18 protein-coding genes are annotated in these 18,601 nt (G+C 40.2%); 15 read left to right on the top strand and 3 right to left on the bottom strand.

Annotation, left to right across the window (positions count from 1 at the left end):
* Window positions 1–24: 24 nt before the first annotated feature.
* From BCM40_RS10720 to BCM40_RS10710, 3 genes are all read left to right on the top strand, one after another.
* Window positions 25–378: a PadR family transcriptional regulator gene (locus tag BCM40_RS10720; protein ID WP_065525934.1), complete on the top strand. Its 354-nt coding sequence runs from the start codon at window positions 25–27 to the stop codon at window positions 376–378.
* Complete coding sequence (locus BCM40_RS10715; protein WP_065525935.1) at window positions 353–1,030, top strand: DUF1129 family protein; 678 nt, start codon at window positions 353–355, stop codon at window positions 1,028–1,030. Before BCM40_RS10720 ends, BCM40_RS10715 begins: the two co-directional genes overlap by 26 nt.
* 82 nt (window positions 1,031–1,112) lie before the next feature.
* A complete protein-coding gene (locus tag BCM40_RS10710) occupies window positions 1,113–2,447 on the top strand; it encodes a D-serine ammonia-lyase (RefSeq protein ID WP_065525936.1) in 1,335 nt (444 codons plus the stop codon).
* A 46-nt stretch (window positions 2,448–2,493) separates the two neighbouring features.
* Here BCM40_RS10710 and BCM40_RS10705 read toward each other — a convergent pair whose 3' ends face one another.
* The 3 genes from BCM40_RS10705 to BCM40_RS10695 form a co-directional block, all read right to left on the bottom strand.
* Window positions 2,494–3,171, bottom strand: a complete 678-nt coding sequence (locus BCM40_RS10705) for an amino acid ABC transporter permease (RefSeq protein WP_065525937.1) — start codon at window positions 3,169–3,171, stop codon at window positions 2,494–2,496.
* 15 nt (window positions 3,172–3,186) lie between these two features.
* Complete coding sequence (locus tag BCM40_RS10700; RefSeq protein ID WP_065525938.1) at window positions 3,187–4,035, bottom strand: transporter substrate-binding domain-containing protein; 849 nt, start codon at window positions 4,033–4,035, stop codon at window positions 3,187–3,189.
* Between the two features lie 286 nt (window positions 4,036–4,321).
* Window positions 4,322–5,986, bottom strand: a complete 1,665-nt coding sequence (locus tag BCM40_RS10695; RefSeq protein ID WP_065527686.1) for an Rqc2 family fibronectin-binding protein — start codon at window positions 5,984–5,986, stop codon at window positions 4,322–4,324.
* A 291-nt stretch (window positions 5,987–6,277) separates the two neighbouring features.
* Between BCM40_RS10695 and gmk the strand changes: the two genes are divergently transcribed.
* The 12 genes from gmk (at window position 6,278) to BCM40_RS10635 (ending at window position 18,558) form a co-directional block, all read left to right on the top strand.
* A complete protein-coding gene (gmk, locus tag BCM40_RS10690) occupies window positions 6,278–6,898 on the top strand; it encodes a guanylate kinase (RefSeq protein ID WP_065525939.1) in 621 nt (206 codons plus the stop codon).
* The gene (rpoZ, locus tag BCM40_RS10685) at window positions 6,898–7,122 is read left to right on the top strand and encodes a DNA-directed RNA polymerase subunit omega (RefSeq protein ID WP_065525940.1); all 225 of its coding nucleotides are present in this window, start codon (window positions 6,898–6,900) and stop codon (window positions 7,120–7,122) included. The genes gmk and rpoZ overlap by 1 nt, the downstream gene beginning before the upstream one ends.
* A gap of 74 nt (window positions 7,123–7,196) precedes the next feature.
* Window positions 7,197–8,402, top strand: coding sequence for a bifunctional phosphopantothenoylcysteine decarboxylase/phosphopantothenate--cysteine ligase CoaBC (gene coaBC / locus BCM40_RS10680; RefSeq protein WP_065525941.1), 1,206 nt, complete (start codon window positions 7,197–7,199; stop codon window positions 8,400–8,402).
* Window positions 8,392–10,788: a primosomal protein N' gene (gene priA, locus BCM40_RS10675; RefSeq protein WP_065525942.1), complete on the top strand. Its 2,397-nt coding sequence runs from the start codon at window positions 8,392–8,394 to the stop codon at window positions 10,786–10,788. The genes coaBC and priA overlap by 11 nt, the downstream gene beginning before the upstream one ends.
* Window positions 10,789–10,807: 19 nt before the next feature.
* Window positions 10,808–11,320: a peptide deformylase gene (gene def / locus BCM40_RS10670; RefSeq protein WP_065525943.1), complete on the top strand. Its 513-nt coding sequence runs from the start codon at window positions 10,808–10,810 to the stop codon at window positions 11,318–11,320.
* Window positions 11,317–12,249 carry a methionyl-tRNA formyltransferase gene (gene fmt, locus BCM40_RS10665; protein WP_065525944.1) on the top strand — a complete coding sequence of 311 codons (933 nt, stop codon included), beginning with the start codon at window positions 11,317–11,319 and terminating at the stop codon, window positions 12,247–12,249. Before def ends, fmt begins: the two co-directional genes overlap by 4 nt.
* Window positions 12,246–13,598 (top strand): 16S rRNA (cytosine(967)-C(5))-methyltransferase RsmB, encoded by a 1,353-nt coding sequence (gene rsmB / locus BCM40_RS10660; RefSeq protein WP_065525945.1) that lies wholly within the window; start codon window positions 12,246–12,248, stop codon window positions 13,596–13,598. Before fmt ends, rsmB begins: the two co-directional genes overlap by 4 nt.
* A gap of 21 nt (window positions 13,599–13,619) precedes the next feature.
* Complete coding sequence (locus BCM40_RS10655) at window positions 13,620–14,369, top strand: Stp1/IreP family PP2C-type Ser/Thr phosphatase (protein ID WP_065525946.1); 750 nt, start codon at window positions 13,620–13,622, stop codon at window positions 14,367–14,369.
* Window positions 14,370–14,371: 2 nt separating this feature from the next.
* A complete protein-coding gene (gene pknB / locus BCM40_RS10650) occupies window positions 14,372–16,345 on the top strand; it encodes a Stk1 family PASTA domain-containing Ser/Thr kinase (RefSeq protein ID WP_065525947.1) in 1,974 nt (657 codons plus the stop codon).
* 20 nt (window positions 16,346–16,365) lie between these two features.
* Window positions 16,366–17,262: a ribosome small subunit-dependent GTPase A gene (gene rsgA, locus BCM40_RS10645; protein ID WP_065525948.1), complete on the top strand. Its 897-nt coding sequence runs from the start codon at window positions 16,366–16,368 to the stop codon at window positions 17,260–17,262.
* Window positions 17,255–17,920 (top strand): ribulose-phosphate 3-epimerase, encoded by a 666-nt coding sequence (rpe, locus tag BCM40_RS10640; protein ID WP_065525949.1) that lies wholly within the window; start codon window positions 17,255–17,257, stop codon window positions 17,918–17,920. Before rsgA ends, rpe begins: the two co-directional genes overlap by 8 nt.
* Window positions 17,917–18,558 (top strand): thiamine diphosphokinase, encoded by a 642-nt coding sequence (locus tag BCM40_RS10635; protein WP_065525950.1) that lies wholly within the window; start codon window positions 17,917–17,919, stop codon window positions 18,556–18,558. The genes rpe and BCM40_RS10635 overlap by 4 nt, the downstream gene beginning before the upstream one ends.
* Window positions 18,559–18,601: the final 43 nt, after the last annotated feature.

The following is an 18,601-nucleotide window of genomic DNA, read 5'->3' as shown; positions in this document are numbered from 1 at the left end:
CTAGTACCTTGAGGAGGAAACGGAATGGCTCTTAGAAGTCAGTTGTTGAAAGGGGTTTTGGATGCATGTGTAATGGCCGTAATTGATGAACAACCTGTTTACGGCTATGAACTATCGCAGAAACTTCAAAAAATCGGGTTGCCTGATATTAGTGATGGCACAATTTACCCTGTATTGTTGAGGCTTCAAAAAAACGGCTTTATAAAAGGGGAGATGAAACCTTCTGCATCTGGTCCAAATCGTAAATATTATTTTTTAACCAATGAAGGAAAAAAGGAACTTGAACAAATTTCTTCTGAATGGTTGCAAATTGCTCACCCTGTAAGTCAATTATTAAAAAGGAGTGAAAAAGATGAGAAAAGCAACGGAGTTAATTGAAGAAAATAACCGAAAAAGAGAATTATTAAATGTAGAAAACGAAAAAATTTACACAGATGTATTGCAGTATGTTCGAACAGATTTGCGAGTCGGTGAGCAGGCTGCAGAAGAATTATTAATGGACTTGCTTGATCACTTAATTGAAGCGCAAGAAAATGGAAAAGAGGCTCAAGATCTTTTTGGTAATTCTTTCGAGGCTTACGCAGATGAACTAATTGCCAATATGCCTGCAGAAAACAAGCGAAATATTCTAGTGCTTTTTTCTACTGGTATTCTTGGTTTAGCAGGTTGGTTTGCACTTTCTTACGGGATTATAAATGGCATGATTTCAATTTTCACGCCTGTCGATAATGAATTTGCTTTGGGAAGTGTCTTTCTAATTTTATTGTCATTAATATTGGTCGGAATCCTTGGCATTTTTGTTATTTTCCGTGTCATTCGTTTTTCTGTTTTTAAACCCAAAGTCAACGAATGGAAAGTATATGTATTGTCAGGGTTGTTCGGCATGGTCGGATTTGCTTTTGTCGTAGGAGTTGGACTATTCTTTGATGGCATTGGCCCAGTTATTCAAATTCAGTGGTGGGTACTTTTATTAGCTGGATTGGTTTTACTAGGGATTAATAAAGGTGTCAGTCGACTTTCAATCAATTAACTGACAAAATATAGGGGGTGAAATTGTTTGACTCCTTCTGTATGATGAAATTAACAAATGATTCGAACGGAAGGGGATTTGTATGAGCATAGAGCGACAACAAATAAGAAAGTGGATTTCAACTTATCCTTTGTTGCAACCAATCATGAACTTACAACCAGTAGTTTGGCTAAACCCGAAGCTTAAAAAAGTGGAAGACCTGAACGATTTGCCGGTGTCTTTAGCAGATATGGAAAAAGCAGAACAGCTGTGGCAACGGTTTGCACCATTTTTAGCAGCTGAATTTCCCGACGCGGCAGAGGCAGATGGGCTAGTAGAATCCCCTTTGCGTGAAATCTCAAACATGAAAACGCAATTAAACGAGCGATTTACAAATACCATTGAAGGATCGCTGTTTTTAAAATGCGACAATGAATTGCCAATCGCAGGGTCTATTAAAGCACGTGGTGGTGTTTATGAAGTTTTGCATCATGCAGAAAAACTGGCGATTGATGCCGACATCATCTCAACCGACCAATCGTACGAGCAGTTTTCATCTGAAAAATTCAAACAATTTTTTGGTCAATATTCGATTGGAGTAGGTTCTACAGGGAATCTTGGACTCAGCATTGGCATCATTAGCGCAAAACTTGGATTCCAAGTTTCTGTTTACATGTCTGCAGACGCAAAACAGTGGAAAAAAGAGTTACTGCGTGAAAAAGGGGCTACAGTCGTTGAATTTGAAGGCGATTTTAGTGAAGCCATTTTAGCTGGACGAAACGAAACACTAGCAAAACCGAATGCCTATTTTGTCGATGATGAAAAATCCAAACATTTGTTTTTAGGTTATAGTGTGGCTGCTTTTCGACTCAAGCAACAATTGAATGATGTTGGTGTAACAGTTGATGCTGAGCATCCACTATTTGTATACTTACCTTGTGGAGTAGGTGGAGCACCAGGGGGCATTGCGTTCGGACTCAAGCAAGTTTTTGGTGATGCCGTTCATTGCTTTTTTGTGGAACCTACACATTCGCCAGCTGTTTTAATTGGTTTGATGACCGGGGAAAAAAACAAAGTTTGTGTACAGGATTTCGGTATCGATAATGTGACAGAAGGTGACGGCTTAGCAGTTGGTCGGCCCTCTAGTTTTGCTTCAGGTATAAGTGAAAAAACCGTGAGCGGGATTTATACCGTTGAAGATCAACAGTTGTTTTCGTTATTAACACTATTAGCTTCAAGCGAAGGCATATTCGTAGAACCTTCCGCTACTGCAGGACTTCTCGGACCTTTAAAAATTCAAGCAAGTGATTATGCACAACTAAATAATATTCCAATGAATACAGCTACACATATTGTTTGGGCAACTGGAGGCGCACTAGTACCAAAAGATGAAATGGACGGATTTTATCAACGTGGCAATAAGGATTTAAGAGTGTAGCAATAATGAAATTCAAAAAGCATCCGGAGAAGCTCTCCGGATGCTTTTAAATATAATCAGCGTATTTTTTTTCAAGGTAATTTTGCAAAATCGTCATAATCGAACAAATCGCCCAGTAAATTAGAGCTACTAAAATTAACATCGTCAACAAATCGTATTCGCGTGCTCCAACAATCCGCGCCTTTTGGAAAATTTCTGGAACAGTAATCATAGCTGCTAACGAAGAAGCTTTGATTAAATCCAAATAGACGTTTGATAAAGGAGGTAGTGCAATTCGAATTGACTGCGGCAAAATAATGCGTCGCATCGATTGCCAATACGTTAAGCCAAGTGCTTTCGAAGATTCCCATTGTCCTTTATCAACTGATGCCAAGGAAGAACGGAAAACTTCCGCTATATAAGCTGCGCTATTGATCGAGAAGCCGATCAATGCTGCTTGTACAGCTGTAAATTCAATGCCGACAACGGGCAGTGCAAAATAAAGTAAAAACAAAATAACAAGAATTGGCACACCTCTCATAAAAGAAATATACAGGCGCGCAGGAAATTGTAAAATTTTTAATTGGGACGTTCTAGCAAGCGATAGGAAAAATCCAATGATAACCCCTACAATCATACTGACTACTGAAATCAGCAACGTATAGCCGATTCCTTCAAGCACATAGGGTAAAGATTCTATCGCTAAGGCCGGGTCAAACAATAATCCCCATTCAATGTCGTTCATGGGACAACCTCCTGCTTAGTTTTCTTCTATATCCGGTTTCACAGAAACATCTGCGCCACCAAAAAACTCTTCCGAGATTTCAGTGATCGTGCCGTCTTCAAGCATTTCCTCTAAGGTGGTGTTTACATTTTCAGCAAGTTCTTTATTGTCTTTGTTCATCACAAGTCCTACTTCTGACGGGGCATATTTAATATCTGGATGAATTGTAATATTCAAATCTGGAAATGCGGCAACACCAAACGTCGACAAGTAAAAATCATTTAAAATAACATCTGTCCGTCCAATCGACACATCACGCAAATACACTTCGTTCGAAGCATTATCATACGTAACTTCTTCTGCACCATATTCACGTGCAATTTCCATGTAGATTGAAGTAGATGCACCAGCGGCTTTTTTACCCGGTAAATCTTCTAAACTAGAAATGCCCGATAAATCATCTTTTCGAACAACGGCTGTACCGTATGAGTATTTGATCGGTGTTGAAAAAATAAACTCTTCAGCACGATCTTCCGTAATTTCAATATCGTTTGCGGCAAGATCAATTTGTCCCGTGTTGACACTTGTCAGCATTTCATCAAAACCAAGCTCTTTAAACTCAATATCAAGATTTAAACGTTCGCCTAGTTCACGAACCACTTCAACTTCAAACCCTGTTAATTCATCAGATTCTGCGTCTCGGAAAGAAGTAGCTAAAAGCGTTCCAGAAGTAGCAACTGTTAACGAACCTTCTTCTTGTATTTCATCCCATGCGGTTTTTGTTTCTTCCTTATTGCTTTCTTCACTACTGCACCCTGCTAATAACAATGCTGAAATCGCACCAGTAGTTACGAGTGTTTTCTTCTTGGTAAAGCTATTTTTCATTTATAAATCCTCCTTAAAATTAAATCCTTTAAGAACATAGCATTTACGCTAAACTAGGGCAATGCTTTGACCTTTATTTATCACAAAAAATGTAATTAACAATATTTTAATTATGTAAACTAAAATATTTTATCCTATTAAGACTAAAGTTAAGTATTACAAAGCACAAAGCGTCGGCGCGTCTACGAGTTAGGTGAGAGTCATGTCCGAAGCGATTGTATAAATCATACTTTTACTTATTCCGACAAAAGAAAAGCCGAAAAGCAGTAAGCTTTTCGGCACCATTTTATTTTTTTAACTTAATAACCAATTCTTCATCAGGCGTTACAAACACGGTTTTTTGTTCGAAATAAATAACAAACCCCGGCTTAGAGCCATTTGGCTTTTTCACTTGTCTAGCTTCAGTATAATCAACAGGAACAGAAGACGACTCACGCGCCTTACTGAAATAGGCAGCAATTGTTGCGGCCTCTAAAATCGTGTCCTCGTCTGGATCGTTGTCGTGAATGATAACATGAGATCCAGGAATATCTTTCGTATGCAGCCATGTATCAGATTTCGCTGCTACTTTAAATGTTACATAATCATTTTGTTTATTGTTTTTTCCGACTGAAATCGGTGTCCCGTTAGATGAAACATAAGACTCTACAGTTGGTTTCGTAGGTTTTTTCTTTTTCTTCGATTTCTGTGCTTTCATAAAGCCTTGTTCAGCTAATTCTTCACGAATTTCCTCAATGTCGGAAATTCCGGCTTGTTGAACTTGAGACATTAAGGTTTCAAAGTAATCAATATCTTCGACAGTTTTATTAATTTGTTCTTGCGTTTTTACTACAGCAATTTTAGCTTTTTGGTAACGCGAATAATAGCGCTGCGAATTGTCAATCGGCGTTTTTCGCGGATCCAATGCAATCGTCACTTTTTCGTCATTGTAATAATTATCTACTTCAATTTCCTTCATGCCTTTTGTAATACGGTGAAGGTTTGCCATGATCAATTCACCATGTAATTGAAGAACATCACGCTTTTCTGCTTGGTCTTGCTCTTTTTTCAATTTCTTCAACTTGAGTTTCAGTTTGGAAATTTCGTTTTGTAGCCATCTTTCTAAATCACCGGCTTGTTGTTTGACCCGATCTCGTTCAGCTTTGGCATAATACATTCTGTCAAGCAATTCCCCGAGCGTAGGAAATTCCAAACCGCTTTCAGCAATATGCGTTAGCGAAGAAGCGGAAAAGAAACTTTTTCCTCCTTGCTCTACATAGTATCCTGTAGGTTCTGCATTTGAAAAGTCAGCCAAGAAAGATTTTGTTGTTTCTAATTTATTTTCCGAAGTTTCTAAACGATGCGCCAGTTCACGTGCATTTAATGGTGAAAAGCCAGAAAATTGACTAACGATTTCGCTAGCTTCTGTTTGAGTTAAATCTTCTATAGAAGCGTATGGATCTTTTTTCTCTTGAGCTGGTGGAAAAATGTAAGGTTGTCCCGGCAAAATTGTTCGGTAGGAATTGACGCTCGGTGGCAAATGCTTCAAGCTGTCGAGAATCATTGTTCGTTCTGCATCGATTAAAATAACGTTCGAATGTCGCCCCATCATTTCCACGTGCAATTCACGTTCAATATCATCCCCAATTTCGTTTTTGGCTTTGATTTTCAGCATAATAAGACGGTCCATTCCATACTGGGAAATCTCTGTTATGACGCCGCCTTCAATATGCTTACGCAGTAACATACAAAACATCGGTGGCTCAGAAGGGTTGACGTTGGCTGTAGCTGTCAAATGAATGCGTGAGTACGATGGATGTATGGAGATTAATAATTTATGGTTTTTTCCTTGCGCGCGAATGTGTAACAAGAGTTCAAGCTGGTTGGGCTGATGAACTTTTGAAATCCTACCGGTGACCAGCTGTTGCAATTCGCCTGTCATCGATTTTGTGAATAATCCATCAAATGCCATTAAATATCCCTCTTTCAAATCGTTTTGTTCCATCTTATCATTTTCTCCGTGTAATATGATATAATAAGACAGTTAGTTAGAAAACGAGGAATAATGGTTAGCGACAAATGACGATTTAAAGTTTAGCAGAGAAAGTCATATTTTTCTTATTAATAACTGCACTATAATGGGTCAGCCGAATTATAGGAGTTATACTAAATTTTATATGGTGTGTAAGCTAATCTTGAAAGTTCGCAAAGGTTCTGCTTTTGCGGTTAGAAGAAAATGACGACAAGGCAAATGAGGGATAAAATGAGAAACCAACGTGGACTGCTGATCGTCCTATCAGGGCCTTCGGGTGTTGGCAAAGGCACGGTACGAAAAGAGCTGTTCTCACAGCCGAATACAAATTATGAATACTCTATCTCGATGACGACTCGCTCGCCACGAGAAGGGGAAGTCGATGAAGTCGACTATTTCTTTAAAACACGTAGCGAGTTCGAGGCATTGATCGACCAAGATCAATTGCTTGAATACGCAGAATTTGTGGGGAATTATTACGGTACTCCACTCGAGTATGTTAACAAAATGCGCGACGCCGGTCGTGATGTGTTTCTAGAAATTGAAGTACAAGGAGCAGCACAAGTGCGCTCGAAAGTTCCAGACGGCTTATTTATTTTCTTAGCGCCGCCAAGCTTATCGGAATTAGAAGAACGACTAGTTGGTCGTGGAACTGAATCGGATGATGTTATTGCATCCCGGTTGCGAGCCGCTCGCCAAGAGTTAGAAATGATGAACTTATACGATTATGTTGTAGAAAATGATGAAGTTGAAAATGCCTGTGACCGAATCAATGCCATCATTATTGCAGAACATTGCAAACGTGAACGTGTTGAAAAACGATATTTTGATATGCTAAAGGAGAATGTCTAATGTTATACCCATCCGTTGATAAACTAAAAAGCCAAATCGATTCAAAATACTCGTTGGTGGCACTTGCCTCAAAACGTGCCCGTCAATTACATGAACATGGTGATGAGAAATTAGGTTCATACACTTCTGTTAAGTCGGTTGGTAAAGCACTTGAAGAAGTAGCAGCTGGCGTATTAGTTCCAGAAAAACAAGATGAATTTGCAATTTACGAAGATGAAATTTAACCATTAATCGCAACAGACGACTCCCAGAGCAAATTTGTTCTTTGGGAGTTTGTTGTTTAGAAAGGGTGTTTGAGTTGTTGGAGAATCGTAAAATTCTACTGTGTGTCAGTGGGGGAATTGCTGTCTATAAAGCTGTTGCACTCGTAAGTAAACTGTCGCAAGCCGGTGCAACCGTTAAGGTAATCATGACGGAGTCAGCGCAGGAATTTGTGCAACCGCTAACGTTTCAAGTGATGTCTAGAAACGATGTTTATACGGATACATTTGATGAAAAGGATTCTTCTGTCATTGCGCATATTGACCTTGCGGATTGGGCAGACCTGATTATTGTTGCTCCAGGAACAGCCAATGTGATTGGAAAGTTAGCAAATGGCATTGGGGATGATATGGTGACAACAACGCTGCTTGCTGCAACTGCGCCGATTTGGATTGCACCAGCGATGAATGTTCATATGTATGACCACCCTGCAGTCAAACGTAACCTCCAACAGCTTCATGAAGATGGCATCCGCTTTATCGAACCATCTGAAGGGTTTCTAGCCTGTGGATATGTAGGAAAAGGACGTTTAGAAGAACCGGAAAAAATCACAGAACTTGTTAAAGACTATTTTACACGTGAACATAAACTAAGCGGTAAAAAAGTAGTCGTAACAGCAGGACCAACACGTGAACGAATTGATCCGGTTCGGTTTTTAACTAATTTTTCAAGCGGGAAAATGGGGTATGCAATGGCGGGTGCGGCTGCTGAAATGGGCGCTGAAACGATTTTAATTAGCGGTCCTGTGTCATTGCCCGTACCGAGCGGGGTCACTCGTATTCAAGTAGAAAGTGCAGAAGACATGTTAAAAGCGGTCGAAGCGCATTTTGATACGGCAAATTATGTTGTGAAAACAGCCGCAGTGGCAGATTATCGACCAAAAGCAATTGCTGAGCAAAAAGTAAAAAAACAAGAAGGCAGTTCGACCATCGAATTAGAGCGGACTGTTGATATTCTTAAACAATTGGGTCAACAGAAAAAAAATCAAGTATTGATTGGTTTTGCAGCTGAAACCAACAATGTAACTAAGTACGCAAAAGAAAAATTATCACGCAAAAATGCCGATTATATAATCGCCAATGATGTCAGCGAAGCGCAAGCAGGGTTTGAATCAGATACTAACCGCGTGACGGTATTTGGCAAAAATGATTTTGAGCAAGCATTTGATATGATGCCGAAACAACAATTGGCGCGTCAACTGTTCGAAATGATTACAGACAAGGAAGAGTCCTATGATAGCTGAAGTTATTGTGGACGTTGCTGCACATCCAATAGATCGGCCATTTGATTACGCCATTCCAAAAAGAGTGGAAGTTTTGGCAGAGCCGGGAATGCGTGTGAAAGTGCCGTTTGGCAATCGCAAAGTGCTTGGATTTATCACGAAAATGAAAGAGTCTTCTGACTTTGACCCAAAACGGTTAAAACCAGTCCATGAATTGATGGATGTTACACCGGTGTTAAATGAAGAATTATTGCAGATGGCACAGTGGATGAAAAAACAAACAGTTTGTTTTGAAATTGATGCCTTACAAGTGATGGTGCCTGCCGCTTTACGTGCGAAATATGAAAAGCGTTTCGTATTAAATGCAACACTTGAAGAAATTGCTCCGCCTTTACGTCCGTATTTTGAAAATCGTTCGTTTATCCGGCTCCAAGATGCAGTTGATGTCTATGCCTTATTAAAAAAAGAGATGGATAAAGGGACAATTGTTGCCGATACGGATATTCAGCAACAAACAGCTGTCAAAAAGGTAAGAATGATTCACATTGCTGAAACGAGCGAAGTACTTGAAGCAATAGAAATTCGTGCAAACGCCAAACAACAATTAAAATTAATGGAGTATTTTTTAAAAAACACAGGACAATCAATTGAATCGTCTCAACTTCAAAAATTGGCAGGGGTTTCATTGCCTACAATTTATAGCTTAGTTGATAAAGGCGCAGCTCAAATATCGAATATGGAGTCTTACCGAGATCCGAAATTACTATCAACTATTGAACATAAAGAATCTTTACAGCTAACAGGCGCGCAACAAACTGCTTTTGATCAGATTGAATCGGCATTAAATACATCAAAAACCTTCCTGCTGCATGGCATTACAGGGAGTGGTAAAACAGAAATTTACTTGCAAACAATCGATCAAGTGCTAAAACAAGGCAAAGAGGCGATTATGTTAGTGCCCGAAATTTCTTTAACGCCACAAATGACAATTCGTTTTAAAGAACGATTTGGCGATCAAGTTGCTGTTTTACACAGTGGCTTATCGGCAGGTGAAAAATACGACGAATGGCGTAAAATTCAACGAGCTGAAGTAAAAGTGGTTGTAGGAGCACGCTCCGCTATTTTTGCGCCTTTCCAAAATTTAGGGCTTATCATTCTTGATGAAGAACATGAATCAAGTTATAAGCAAGATGATTCTCCTCGTTATCATGCCCGCGATATGGCCATATGGCGGAGTGAATATCACAACTGTCCGGTTATTTTAGGAAGTGCAACACCTTCACTTGAATCGTATGCCCGCGCACAAAAAGGGGTTTATGAGTTATTAGTTTTAGAAAAGCGCGCAAAAAATCAACCGTTGCCAGCTGTTCATATTGTCGATATGCGTGAGGAATTGCGAAATGGCAACCGGTCAATGTTTTCGGTGCAATTAGCAGATGCAATTCGCGATCGGTTAGAAAAAAAACAACAAACGGTGTTGTTTTTAAACAAACGAGGATACTCCTCGTTTGTATTATGCCGAGATTGTGGAACAGTTATGCAATGTCCAAATTGCGATATTTCACTCACCTATCACCGGTCGAGTGAGATGATGAAATGTCATTATTGTGGCTATGACGAACGGGTTCCAACAAAGTGCCCAGAATGCGAAAGCGAGCATATTCGCTTTTTTGGAACAGGTACTCAAAAAGTTGAAGAAGAATTAGCAAAAGTAGTACCAGAAGCGCGCGTTTTGCGAATGGATGTAGACACCACACGTACCAAAGGAGCACATGAGAAAATCCTGTCTGCGTTTGGTGAAGGCAAAGCAGATATATTGCTTGGTACGCAAATGATCGCAAAAGGGTTGGATTTTCCAAATATCACGTTGGTGGGTGTATTGTCTGCGGATACCACACTTCATTTACCGGATTTTCGAGCAGCAGAAAAGACCTATCAATTGCTAACGCAAGTTAGTGGTCGAGCAGGTCGAGGTGTGTTACCAGGGACCGTGTTTGTTCAATCATACACACCCGAGCATTATGCGATTACGCTCGCGAAAGATCAATTATACGAGCCTTTTTACGAGCAAGAAATGGCCATGCGGAGAGCAAGTGGTTACCCGCCTTATTATTTTGTTGTGAACATCCAATTTACACATGAAGACTTAATGACAGTGGCTGAATATGCAGATCAAACCGTGCGTTATTTAAAAGGTCAATTGTCACCAAATACCTTGATAATTGGGCCTTCAGCGTCGTTAATCTCTCGTGTCAATAATAGATATCGCTATCAATGTTTGATAAAATACAAAAAAGAATCTAAACTGATCGACACGATGCAGCAATTGATTAAAATTCATCGTACAGAATGGCTAAAAAAAGGAGCAACGCTGTCGATTGATATGAATCCTACATCGGTCATGTAAAAGAAAAGAGGATATAAATATGGCAATTCGAGCGGTTGTAAAACACCCAAACAAAGTACTAGAAACAAATTGTGAACCTGTAACGGTTTTTGATAAAAACTTATCGATTCTTTTGGATGATATGCACGACACAATGGTGGAATCAGACGGTGTCGGAATTGCTGCCCCTCAAGTAGGAGAAGCGGTACGCGTAGCTATCGTTGACTTCCAAGAAGGCCAAGAGCCCATTGAAATGATCAATCCAGAATTGGTCCTATTTGAAGGCGCGGAAACAGATATTGAAGGTTGCTTAAGTTTCCCTGGAATTTTTGGGGAAGTCGAACGTTACGACCATATTAAGATTAAAGCACAAGAACGAGATGGTTCATGGTATGAGCTAGAAGCAGAAGGCTATGAAGCTCGTGCAATTTTGCATGAGATGGACCACTTGGATGGTGTGTTATTCACAAGCAAAATCACAAAATATGTGACGCAGGAAGAATTAGATGAAATGATTCGCCAGCAGGAAGAAGAAGAGGAGGAACAGGCTTGACCAAAATTATATTTATGGGCACACCTGCCTTTTCAGCACCAATTTTGCGTATGTTAGTCGAGGAAGGTTATGAAGTAATTTCAGTCGTAACGCAGCCAGACCGACCTGTGGGGCGGAAGAAAGTGATGACAGCAACACCAGTAAAAGAAGAGGCATTGCGTCTCGGATTACCTATATATCAACCAGAAAAGTTGAAAAACAAAGATGAACTTCAACACGTGTTGGATATGGATGCGGACTTGATTGTAACAGCAGCATTTGGTCAAATTTTACCGGGTGAATTGTTAGAAGCACCGAAATTAGGTGCCATCAATGTCCATGCATCCTTACTCCCGGCATATCGCGGGGGGGCACCGATTCATCAATCGATTATTGATGGACAAGATGAGACGGGTGTCACCATTATGTATATGGTAGACCGTTTAGATGCGGGTGATATTATTTCACAAGTAACCGTACCGATTGAAGAACAAGACCATACTGGTAGTATGTTCGAAAAATTGAGCATTGCCGGTCGGGATTTATTGAAATCCACATTGCCATCAATCATTGAAGGCACCAATAAACGCATTCCGCAAGATGAGCAATTGGTGACGTATGCACGCAATATTTCCCGTGAGCAAGAACGAATTGACTGGTCAAAATCAGCGGCAGCGATATATAACCAAGTTCGAGGGCTGCATCCGTGGCCAGTCGCGTATACAAGTTTTAATGATGCCACGGTGAAAATTTGGTGGACGAAAAAAGCATCTTCTAGCGCTAAGGGGCAAGCAGGGGAAGTGATCGAGCTAACTGATGATGCTATTTTAGTGCAAACAGGCGAGGGTGTTTTAGCAATTACCGAATTGCAACCAGCTGGAAAAAAACGCATGACAGCAAAAGATTATTTAAGAGGACCTAAAATCCAGGTGGGAGATTTATTCGAATGAAAAACAAAAAACTACAAGGCAATGTTCGCGATGCAGCGTTTTCGATACTTTGGGCAGTTGAAAACAAACAAGCTTACAGCAACCTATTACTTCACCAAACTATTGAAAGTTATGGAATTGCGGCTAAAAACAGAGGTTTGCTAACGGAAATTACCTACGGTACGTTGCAACATCAAATGACGTTAGACTATTATTTAGAACCTTATTTAAAAGGGAAAATCGAGGCGTGGGTCAAAATTTTATTAAGGCTATCACTATACCAAATTGTTTACTTAGACCGAATTCCAGCACATGCAGTAGTCCACGAAGCAGTTGAAATTGCTAAGCGTCGTGGGCACGGAGGCGTGGCTTCTGTTGTTAATGGTGTTTTGCGCTCGGTGCAGCGTAATGGTGTTCGTTCGTTTAATACCATTAGCGATCCATACGAAAAAATTTCAATTGAGACGAGTCATCCCGAATGGATGATCCGACGTTGGGCAGAACAATTTGGTTTAGAGAAAACACGGGAAATGGCGTTAGAGAACAATAAAACACCACTACAAACCGTGCGTGTTAATACCGTTCGAGCGACTGTAGAAGAAGCAATTGAGATGTTAGAGTCTGAAGGTTTAGAAGCGGTACCAAGTAAAATAATTCCCGAATGTTTAGTGGTTACAAATGGGCAGCCTGCACGTACAACAACTTTTGAAAAAGGCTTTATAACGATTCAAGATGAAAGTTCTATGCTTCCGGCTTATGCATTGCAAGTAGAGCCAGGAATGACAGTTCTTGATATGTGTGCGGCACCGGGTGGAAAAACTACGCATATTGCTGAAAAAATGAATAATAGCGGAACATTATACGCATTGGATTTACACCAACATAAAGTAAAGCTGATAGATGAAAATGCAGAACGTCTAGGGCACACCGTTATCGAAACGACTGTTGGCGATGGCAAGCAAAGTGTAGAGCGTTTTGGTGAAGAGAAATTTGATCGCATTTTAGTAGATGCTCCTTGTAGTGGTTTAGGCGTCATTAAACGCAAACCAGATATTAAATACACGAAAAAAGAGCAGGATTTCGCTCGTTTGCAGGAGATTCAAATCGAACTACTAGATCAGGCAGCTCGTCTTTTAAAAGAAGATGGCCTACTCGTGTACAGTACATGTACAGTAGATGCTATTGAAAATAGAGGGACGGCCGAACGCTTTTTAAAAGAACATCCTGAAATGGAAAAAATTCAAGTAGTATTGCCAGCATCAATGGGCATTAAACATGCAGGATTTGTACAAGTATTTCCGCAAGATTATGGAAGTGACGGCTTTTTCATCGCTGCTTTTAAAAAAATTCAAAAGACGGCAACAGCTTAAATAGGATCGGGGTGTCATGATTTGTTTCAGTATGTGATCGAAAGTGATACAGGCAAAATTCGGGCAGTAAATGAAGATAGTGTAGCAGTTCTTAAACGACCAGATGGTTTAATGTTAGCGATCGTTGCAGATGGAATGGGTGGCCATAAAGCTGGAGACGTTGCAAGTAAAATGACAGTAGATCAATTGAGTCAATATTTTTTAGGGGATGAAGACGAAGCATTTTTGACGCTCGACAGCAAGCGGCAATGGCTTTCTGAGCGCGTTAAAACGATTAATCGCTTAGTGTATGATCACGCCTCGGCAAATCCGGAGTGCAAAGGCATGGGAACTACGTTAATTGCGGCATTGATTAAAGATGGCGAAGGTGTTTTATGCCATATTGGCGATAGCCGAGCTTACCTTATAGGTGATTCAATCAAGCAGTTAACCCGTGATCACTCTTATGTCAATGTGCTTGTTGATAGTGGAGAAATCAGTCAAGAAGAGGCTGAAGCACATCCAAAGAAAAATTGGATTGTTCGTGCGCTAGGTACCGAATCACGGATTGAGAGAGAAATGATTGATTTTTTGTTAGCAGAGGATTCGTATTTGTTGATTTGTTCAGATGGACTAAGCAATAAAATTCCGAAAGAAGAAATTGCCTCTATCGTTCGCTCTGCGGCTCCTTTATCTCAAAAGGGTCAGGAATTAGTAAATCTGGCTAACGACCTTGGAGGAGAAGATAATATTTCATTAATTCTTCTGTCCTCTATGGATAAGGAGGTATAACTATGTTGATCGGGAAAAGTATCAACGGCCGCTATAAGATCAAGGAATTGATCGGTGGTGGTGGAATGTCTAACGTTTATTTAGCTCATGATATGATTTTGGATCGGGATATCGCGATAAAGATATTGCGGTATGATTTTTCCAATGAAGAAGAGTTGCGTAGACGTTTCCAAAGAGAAGCCTTATCCACTACGAGTTTGGCACATCCGAATATCGTTAACATTTTTGATGTAGGTGAAGACGGTCCTATCCATTATTTGGTGATGGAATATGTACCAGGTAAGACGCTAAAGGATTACATAATTGAACACTCACCGGTCGCGCCTGAGCGAGCAGTAGAAATTATGAAGCAGTTAGCTTCGGCTTTAGCCCACGCCCATCACAATCAAATTGTTCATCGTGATATTAAACCACAAAATATTCTTATGGACGATCAAGGCAATGTGAAAATATCCGATTTCGGGATTGCAATGGCGTTAAGCGCAACATCTTATACGCAAACCAATTCTGTATTGGGAACTGTTCATTATTTATCTCCTGAGCAAGCTCGGGGAGGGACTGCCAATAAAAAATCCGATATTTACTCGCTCGGTATCGTGATGTATGAATTAATCACAGGAAAGTTGCCTTTTTCAGGTGAATCGGCAGTTTCAATTGCATTAAAGCATCTACAGACGGAAACTCCCTCTTTGCGAGATTCAGTTCCATCACTGCCACAAAGTTTGGAAAATATCGTTTTAAAAGCTACTGCAAAAAACTTAGAGCATCGTTATCAGTCGGCTGATGATATGGAAGAAGATCTTAGTACGGCATTATTACCTGAACGCCTAAATGAACCAAAGTTTATAGTGCCTGTCGACCAAGATGAAACACGTGCAATGCCAGCTATTAAAGACCCAGCGGCTTATACCAGTGTTGAAGAATCTAAAACGATGCCCTTGCCAATAAAGGAAACTGCCACAGAACCGCAAGCTCCCGTAAAAAAGAAAAGAAAAAAATGGCCATGGATTATCGGTTTGTTGTCGTTTTTATTAATAGCGGGTTTGATTCAAGCAATTGCATTTCCAGGTTTGTTTGAACCACGACAAGTTGCAGTACCAGATGTTTCAGGAATGGAACATAAAGAAGCGGTAGAAGAGTTGCAAGCTAATGGGTTTATCGTCGGAGAAGAAACGAAAGAATTTTCTGAAGAAATAGCTGACAACCATATTATCCGAACCATTCCAGAAGCAGGAAAAATGAGAGATCGCGAATCAGCGATACAACTCTTTGTGAGCCAAGGAAAAGAAAAAGTTGAAATGAATGATTTTGTCGGTATGATGCTTGAAGATGCAACAAACGAATTAGAAGCAAAAAACTTTGGGCCAGCCACATCAACAGAAGAATTTTCCGAAGAACCCGCCGGGACGATTTTAAACCAGCGCCCAGCAGCTGGAGCAGAAGTCGTCATTAGCGAAACTGAAGTTGAGTTTATTGTCAGTAAAGGAAGAGACTTGCGCACAGTAGAAGATTTAGCAGGATTTACTGAGGAGAACCTTAATGATTATGCTCGTTCTTCTGGCTTTAATATTCGCATAGTGTCAGAGCAGGCATCTAGTGATATCGAAGCTGGAAAAGTAATGTCCCAGACACCAGCGGCAGGTGAAGAGCTAGTGGCAGGAGGAACAATAGAAGTAACTTTATCCTCTGGCGTGGCCGCACAACCAATGAAAACCTACGTCCATACAGTGACTATTCCGTATGAACCAGCCGAACCGGCTGAAGAAGGCGAAGAGCCGGTTGAGCAAACTATTCAAGTTTATATACAAGATAATACCAATACCATGGTAGAGCCTGTAGAAGAATTTAAAATTACTGAAAATAAATCTCACCAAATCGAGCTGCAAATTGCAGAAGGTGAAAGTGCATCTTACCGAATTGTCCGAGATTCGACGATTATACTAGAAGAAACTTTTGAGTACTCAAGTGTGGAATAAGCGATGAATGGAGTGAAACGATGCCGAAAGGTCAAATCAGAAAAGCATTAAGCGGATTTTATTATGTGTTAGATGAAGATGGTGAGCGATATACGCAATGTCGTGGTCGTGGTGTTTTTCGTAATCGTCAAATCACCCCGTTAGTTGGAGATTACGTAGACTATAAAGCGGATAATGAATTAGAAGGTACTATATTGCATGTGTACGATCGAAAAAACGAATTGGTACGTCCGCCGATTGCGAATGTAGATCAAGCAATTTTGGTGTTTTCAGCGAAACAACCAGATTTTCATCCGTTACTACTAGACCGTTTTTTAACAGCGATTGAATCGCATTCAATTCAACCAGTCATTTGTTTGACGAAAATGGATTTGTTGAAAGAAGAAGAAAAAGAAAAAATTCAACACTATATCGCGGATTACGAAAAAATTGGTTATGAAGTCATTCCAACATTTATCGACGATCCAGCGTTAAAAGATCGTTTAATGCCAGTTCTTGAAGGGAAAATCAGCGTGCTTGCTGGCCAATCGGGAGTAGGGAAATCAACGATGCTCAATACCATCTTGCCGTCGTTAAAATTAAAAACAGATGATATTTCGAAAGCTTTAAACCGAGGCAAACATACCACGCGCCATGTGGAATTAATTGCTGTTAATAATGGCTTACTAGCCGATACGCCTGGATTTAGTTCGTTCGATTTTGAAACAATGGAACGAGAAGAGTTATCTGCTTGTTTCCCAGAATTTGCAGCACGTTCGAATGCATGTAAATTCCGAGAATGTTTGCATATGAATGAACCAAAATGTGCCATCAAAGCAGCAGTAGAAACAAAAGAAATTCCAGATTATCGTTATAAACATTACTTGAAGTTTTTAGAAGAAATTATGAGCCGAAAGCCGAGGTATTCAAATGATTAAAATTGCACCGTCTATTTTAGCAGCAGATTTTGCGAAACTTGGAGAAGAAGTGTTAGAAGTAGAAAAAGCAGGAGCGGATTGGATTCATGTAGATGTCATGGACGGCCATTTCGTCCCAAATATTTCATTTGGTGCGATTGTGTTAAATGCCATTCGTCCATTAACGAAATTACCAATGGATGTTCATTTAATGATTGAAAATCCAGACCTGTATATTGAAGAATTTGCAAAAGCCGGGGCTGACTACATTACGGTACACGTAGAAGCATGCCCTCACTTGCATCGTACGATTCAATTAATCCGTTCGTTTGGTGTGAAACCGGGGGTTGTGTTAAATCCACATACGCCAATCGAGACGATTCAACATATTCTTGAAGACATTGACCTCGTATTGTTTATGACGGTCAATCCTGGATTTGGTGGACAGAAATTTATTCATTCGGTTGTGCCAAAGGTAAAACAGCTGTCTGATATCATTAAAGAAAAAGAGTTATCAATCGAAATTGAAATTGATGGCGGTATTAACGAAGAAACCATCGTAGCTTGTGCAGAAGCAGGGGCAACGGTTTTTGTGGCAGGTTCAGCTATTTACAGCAAAAAAGACCGTACGCAAGCTCTTCAAGCAATTAGGAAAGCGGGAGAAGAGGCGATTTCGTGAATGTCATTTTAATCGCAGGAGGTCCGGCAGGTGAACTGCCGGATTTCTCTTTATTTCCAAGCGCTATTTATATAGGTGTTGATTCTGGAACGCTTGCGTTGATGGAAAGAGGTTTTCAACCAGATGCTGCTGTTGGAGATTTCGACTCGGTTACAGCGGCTGACTATGAAAAAATTCGATTAGCTTTTCCTGATTTGGCACGATCGCCTTCAGAAAAAAACCAATCGGATACAGAGCTGGGACTTGAAAAAGCGATGACCTACCAACCGGAGCAAGTCATACTTACTGGCGTAACTGGTGGTCGCCTAGATCATTACATGAGCGTCTTGCATATTGTTTATCATTACCAACAAAAGTTTCCCGAAACCCGCTTTAGTGTAGTAAACAACCAAAATCAAATTCGGTTTTTGAAGCCAGGCAAGCATGAGCTTGAAAAAGACATTCGTTACCGTTATGTGTCTTTTTATCCTTTTGCAGAAGAAGTTCAAGGTTTAACGTTATCAGGCTTTAAATACCCTGTAACAAATGAATACCTTCCGTTTGGGACAACCCGTTTTGTGAGCAATGAGCTTTTAGGTCGGGGAACTGTTGAGATAGACAGGGGTTATTGTTTGCTCGTTGAAAGTTCGGATGCATAGAGCAGTCTTTTCCATTCATTAAATAAAAGGGCACAGAAAAACA

It is taken from the genome of Planococcus donghaensis, from assembly GCF_001687665.2.
Lineage (GTDB): Bacteria > Bacillota > Bacilli > Bacillales_A > Planococcaceae > Planococcus > Planococcus donghaensis.
The sequence above is the reverse complement of the archived record's forward strand: the minus strand, read 5'-3'. Positions and strand labels throughout refer to the sequence as shown.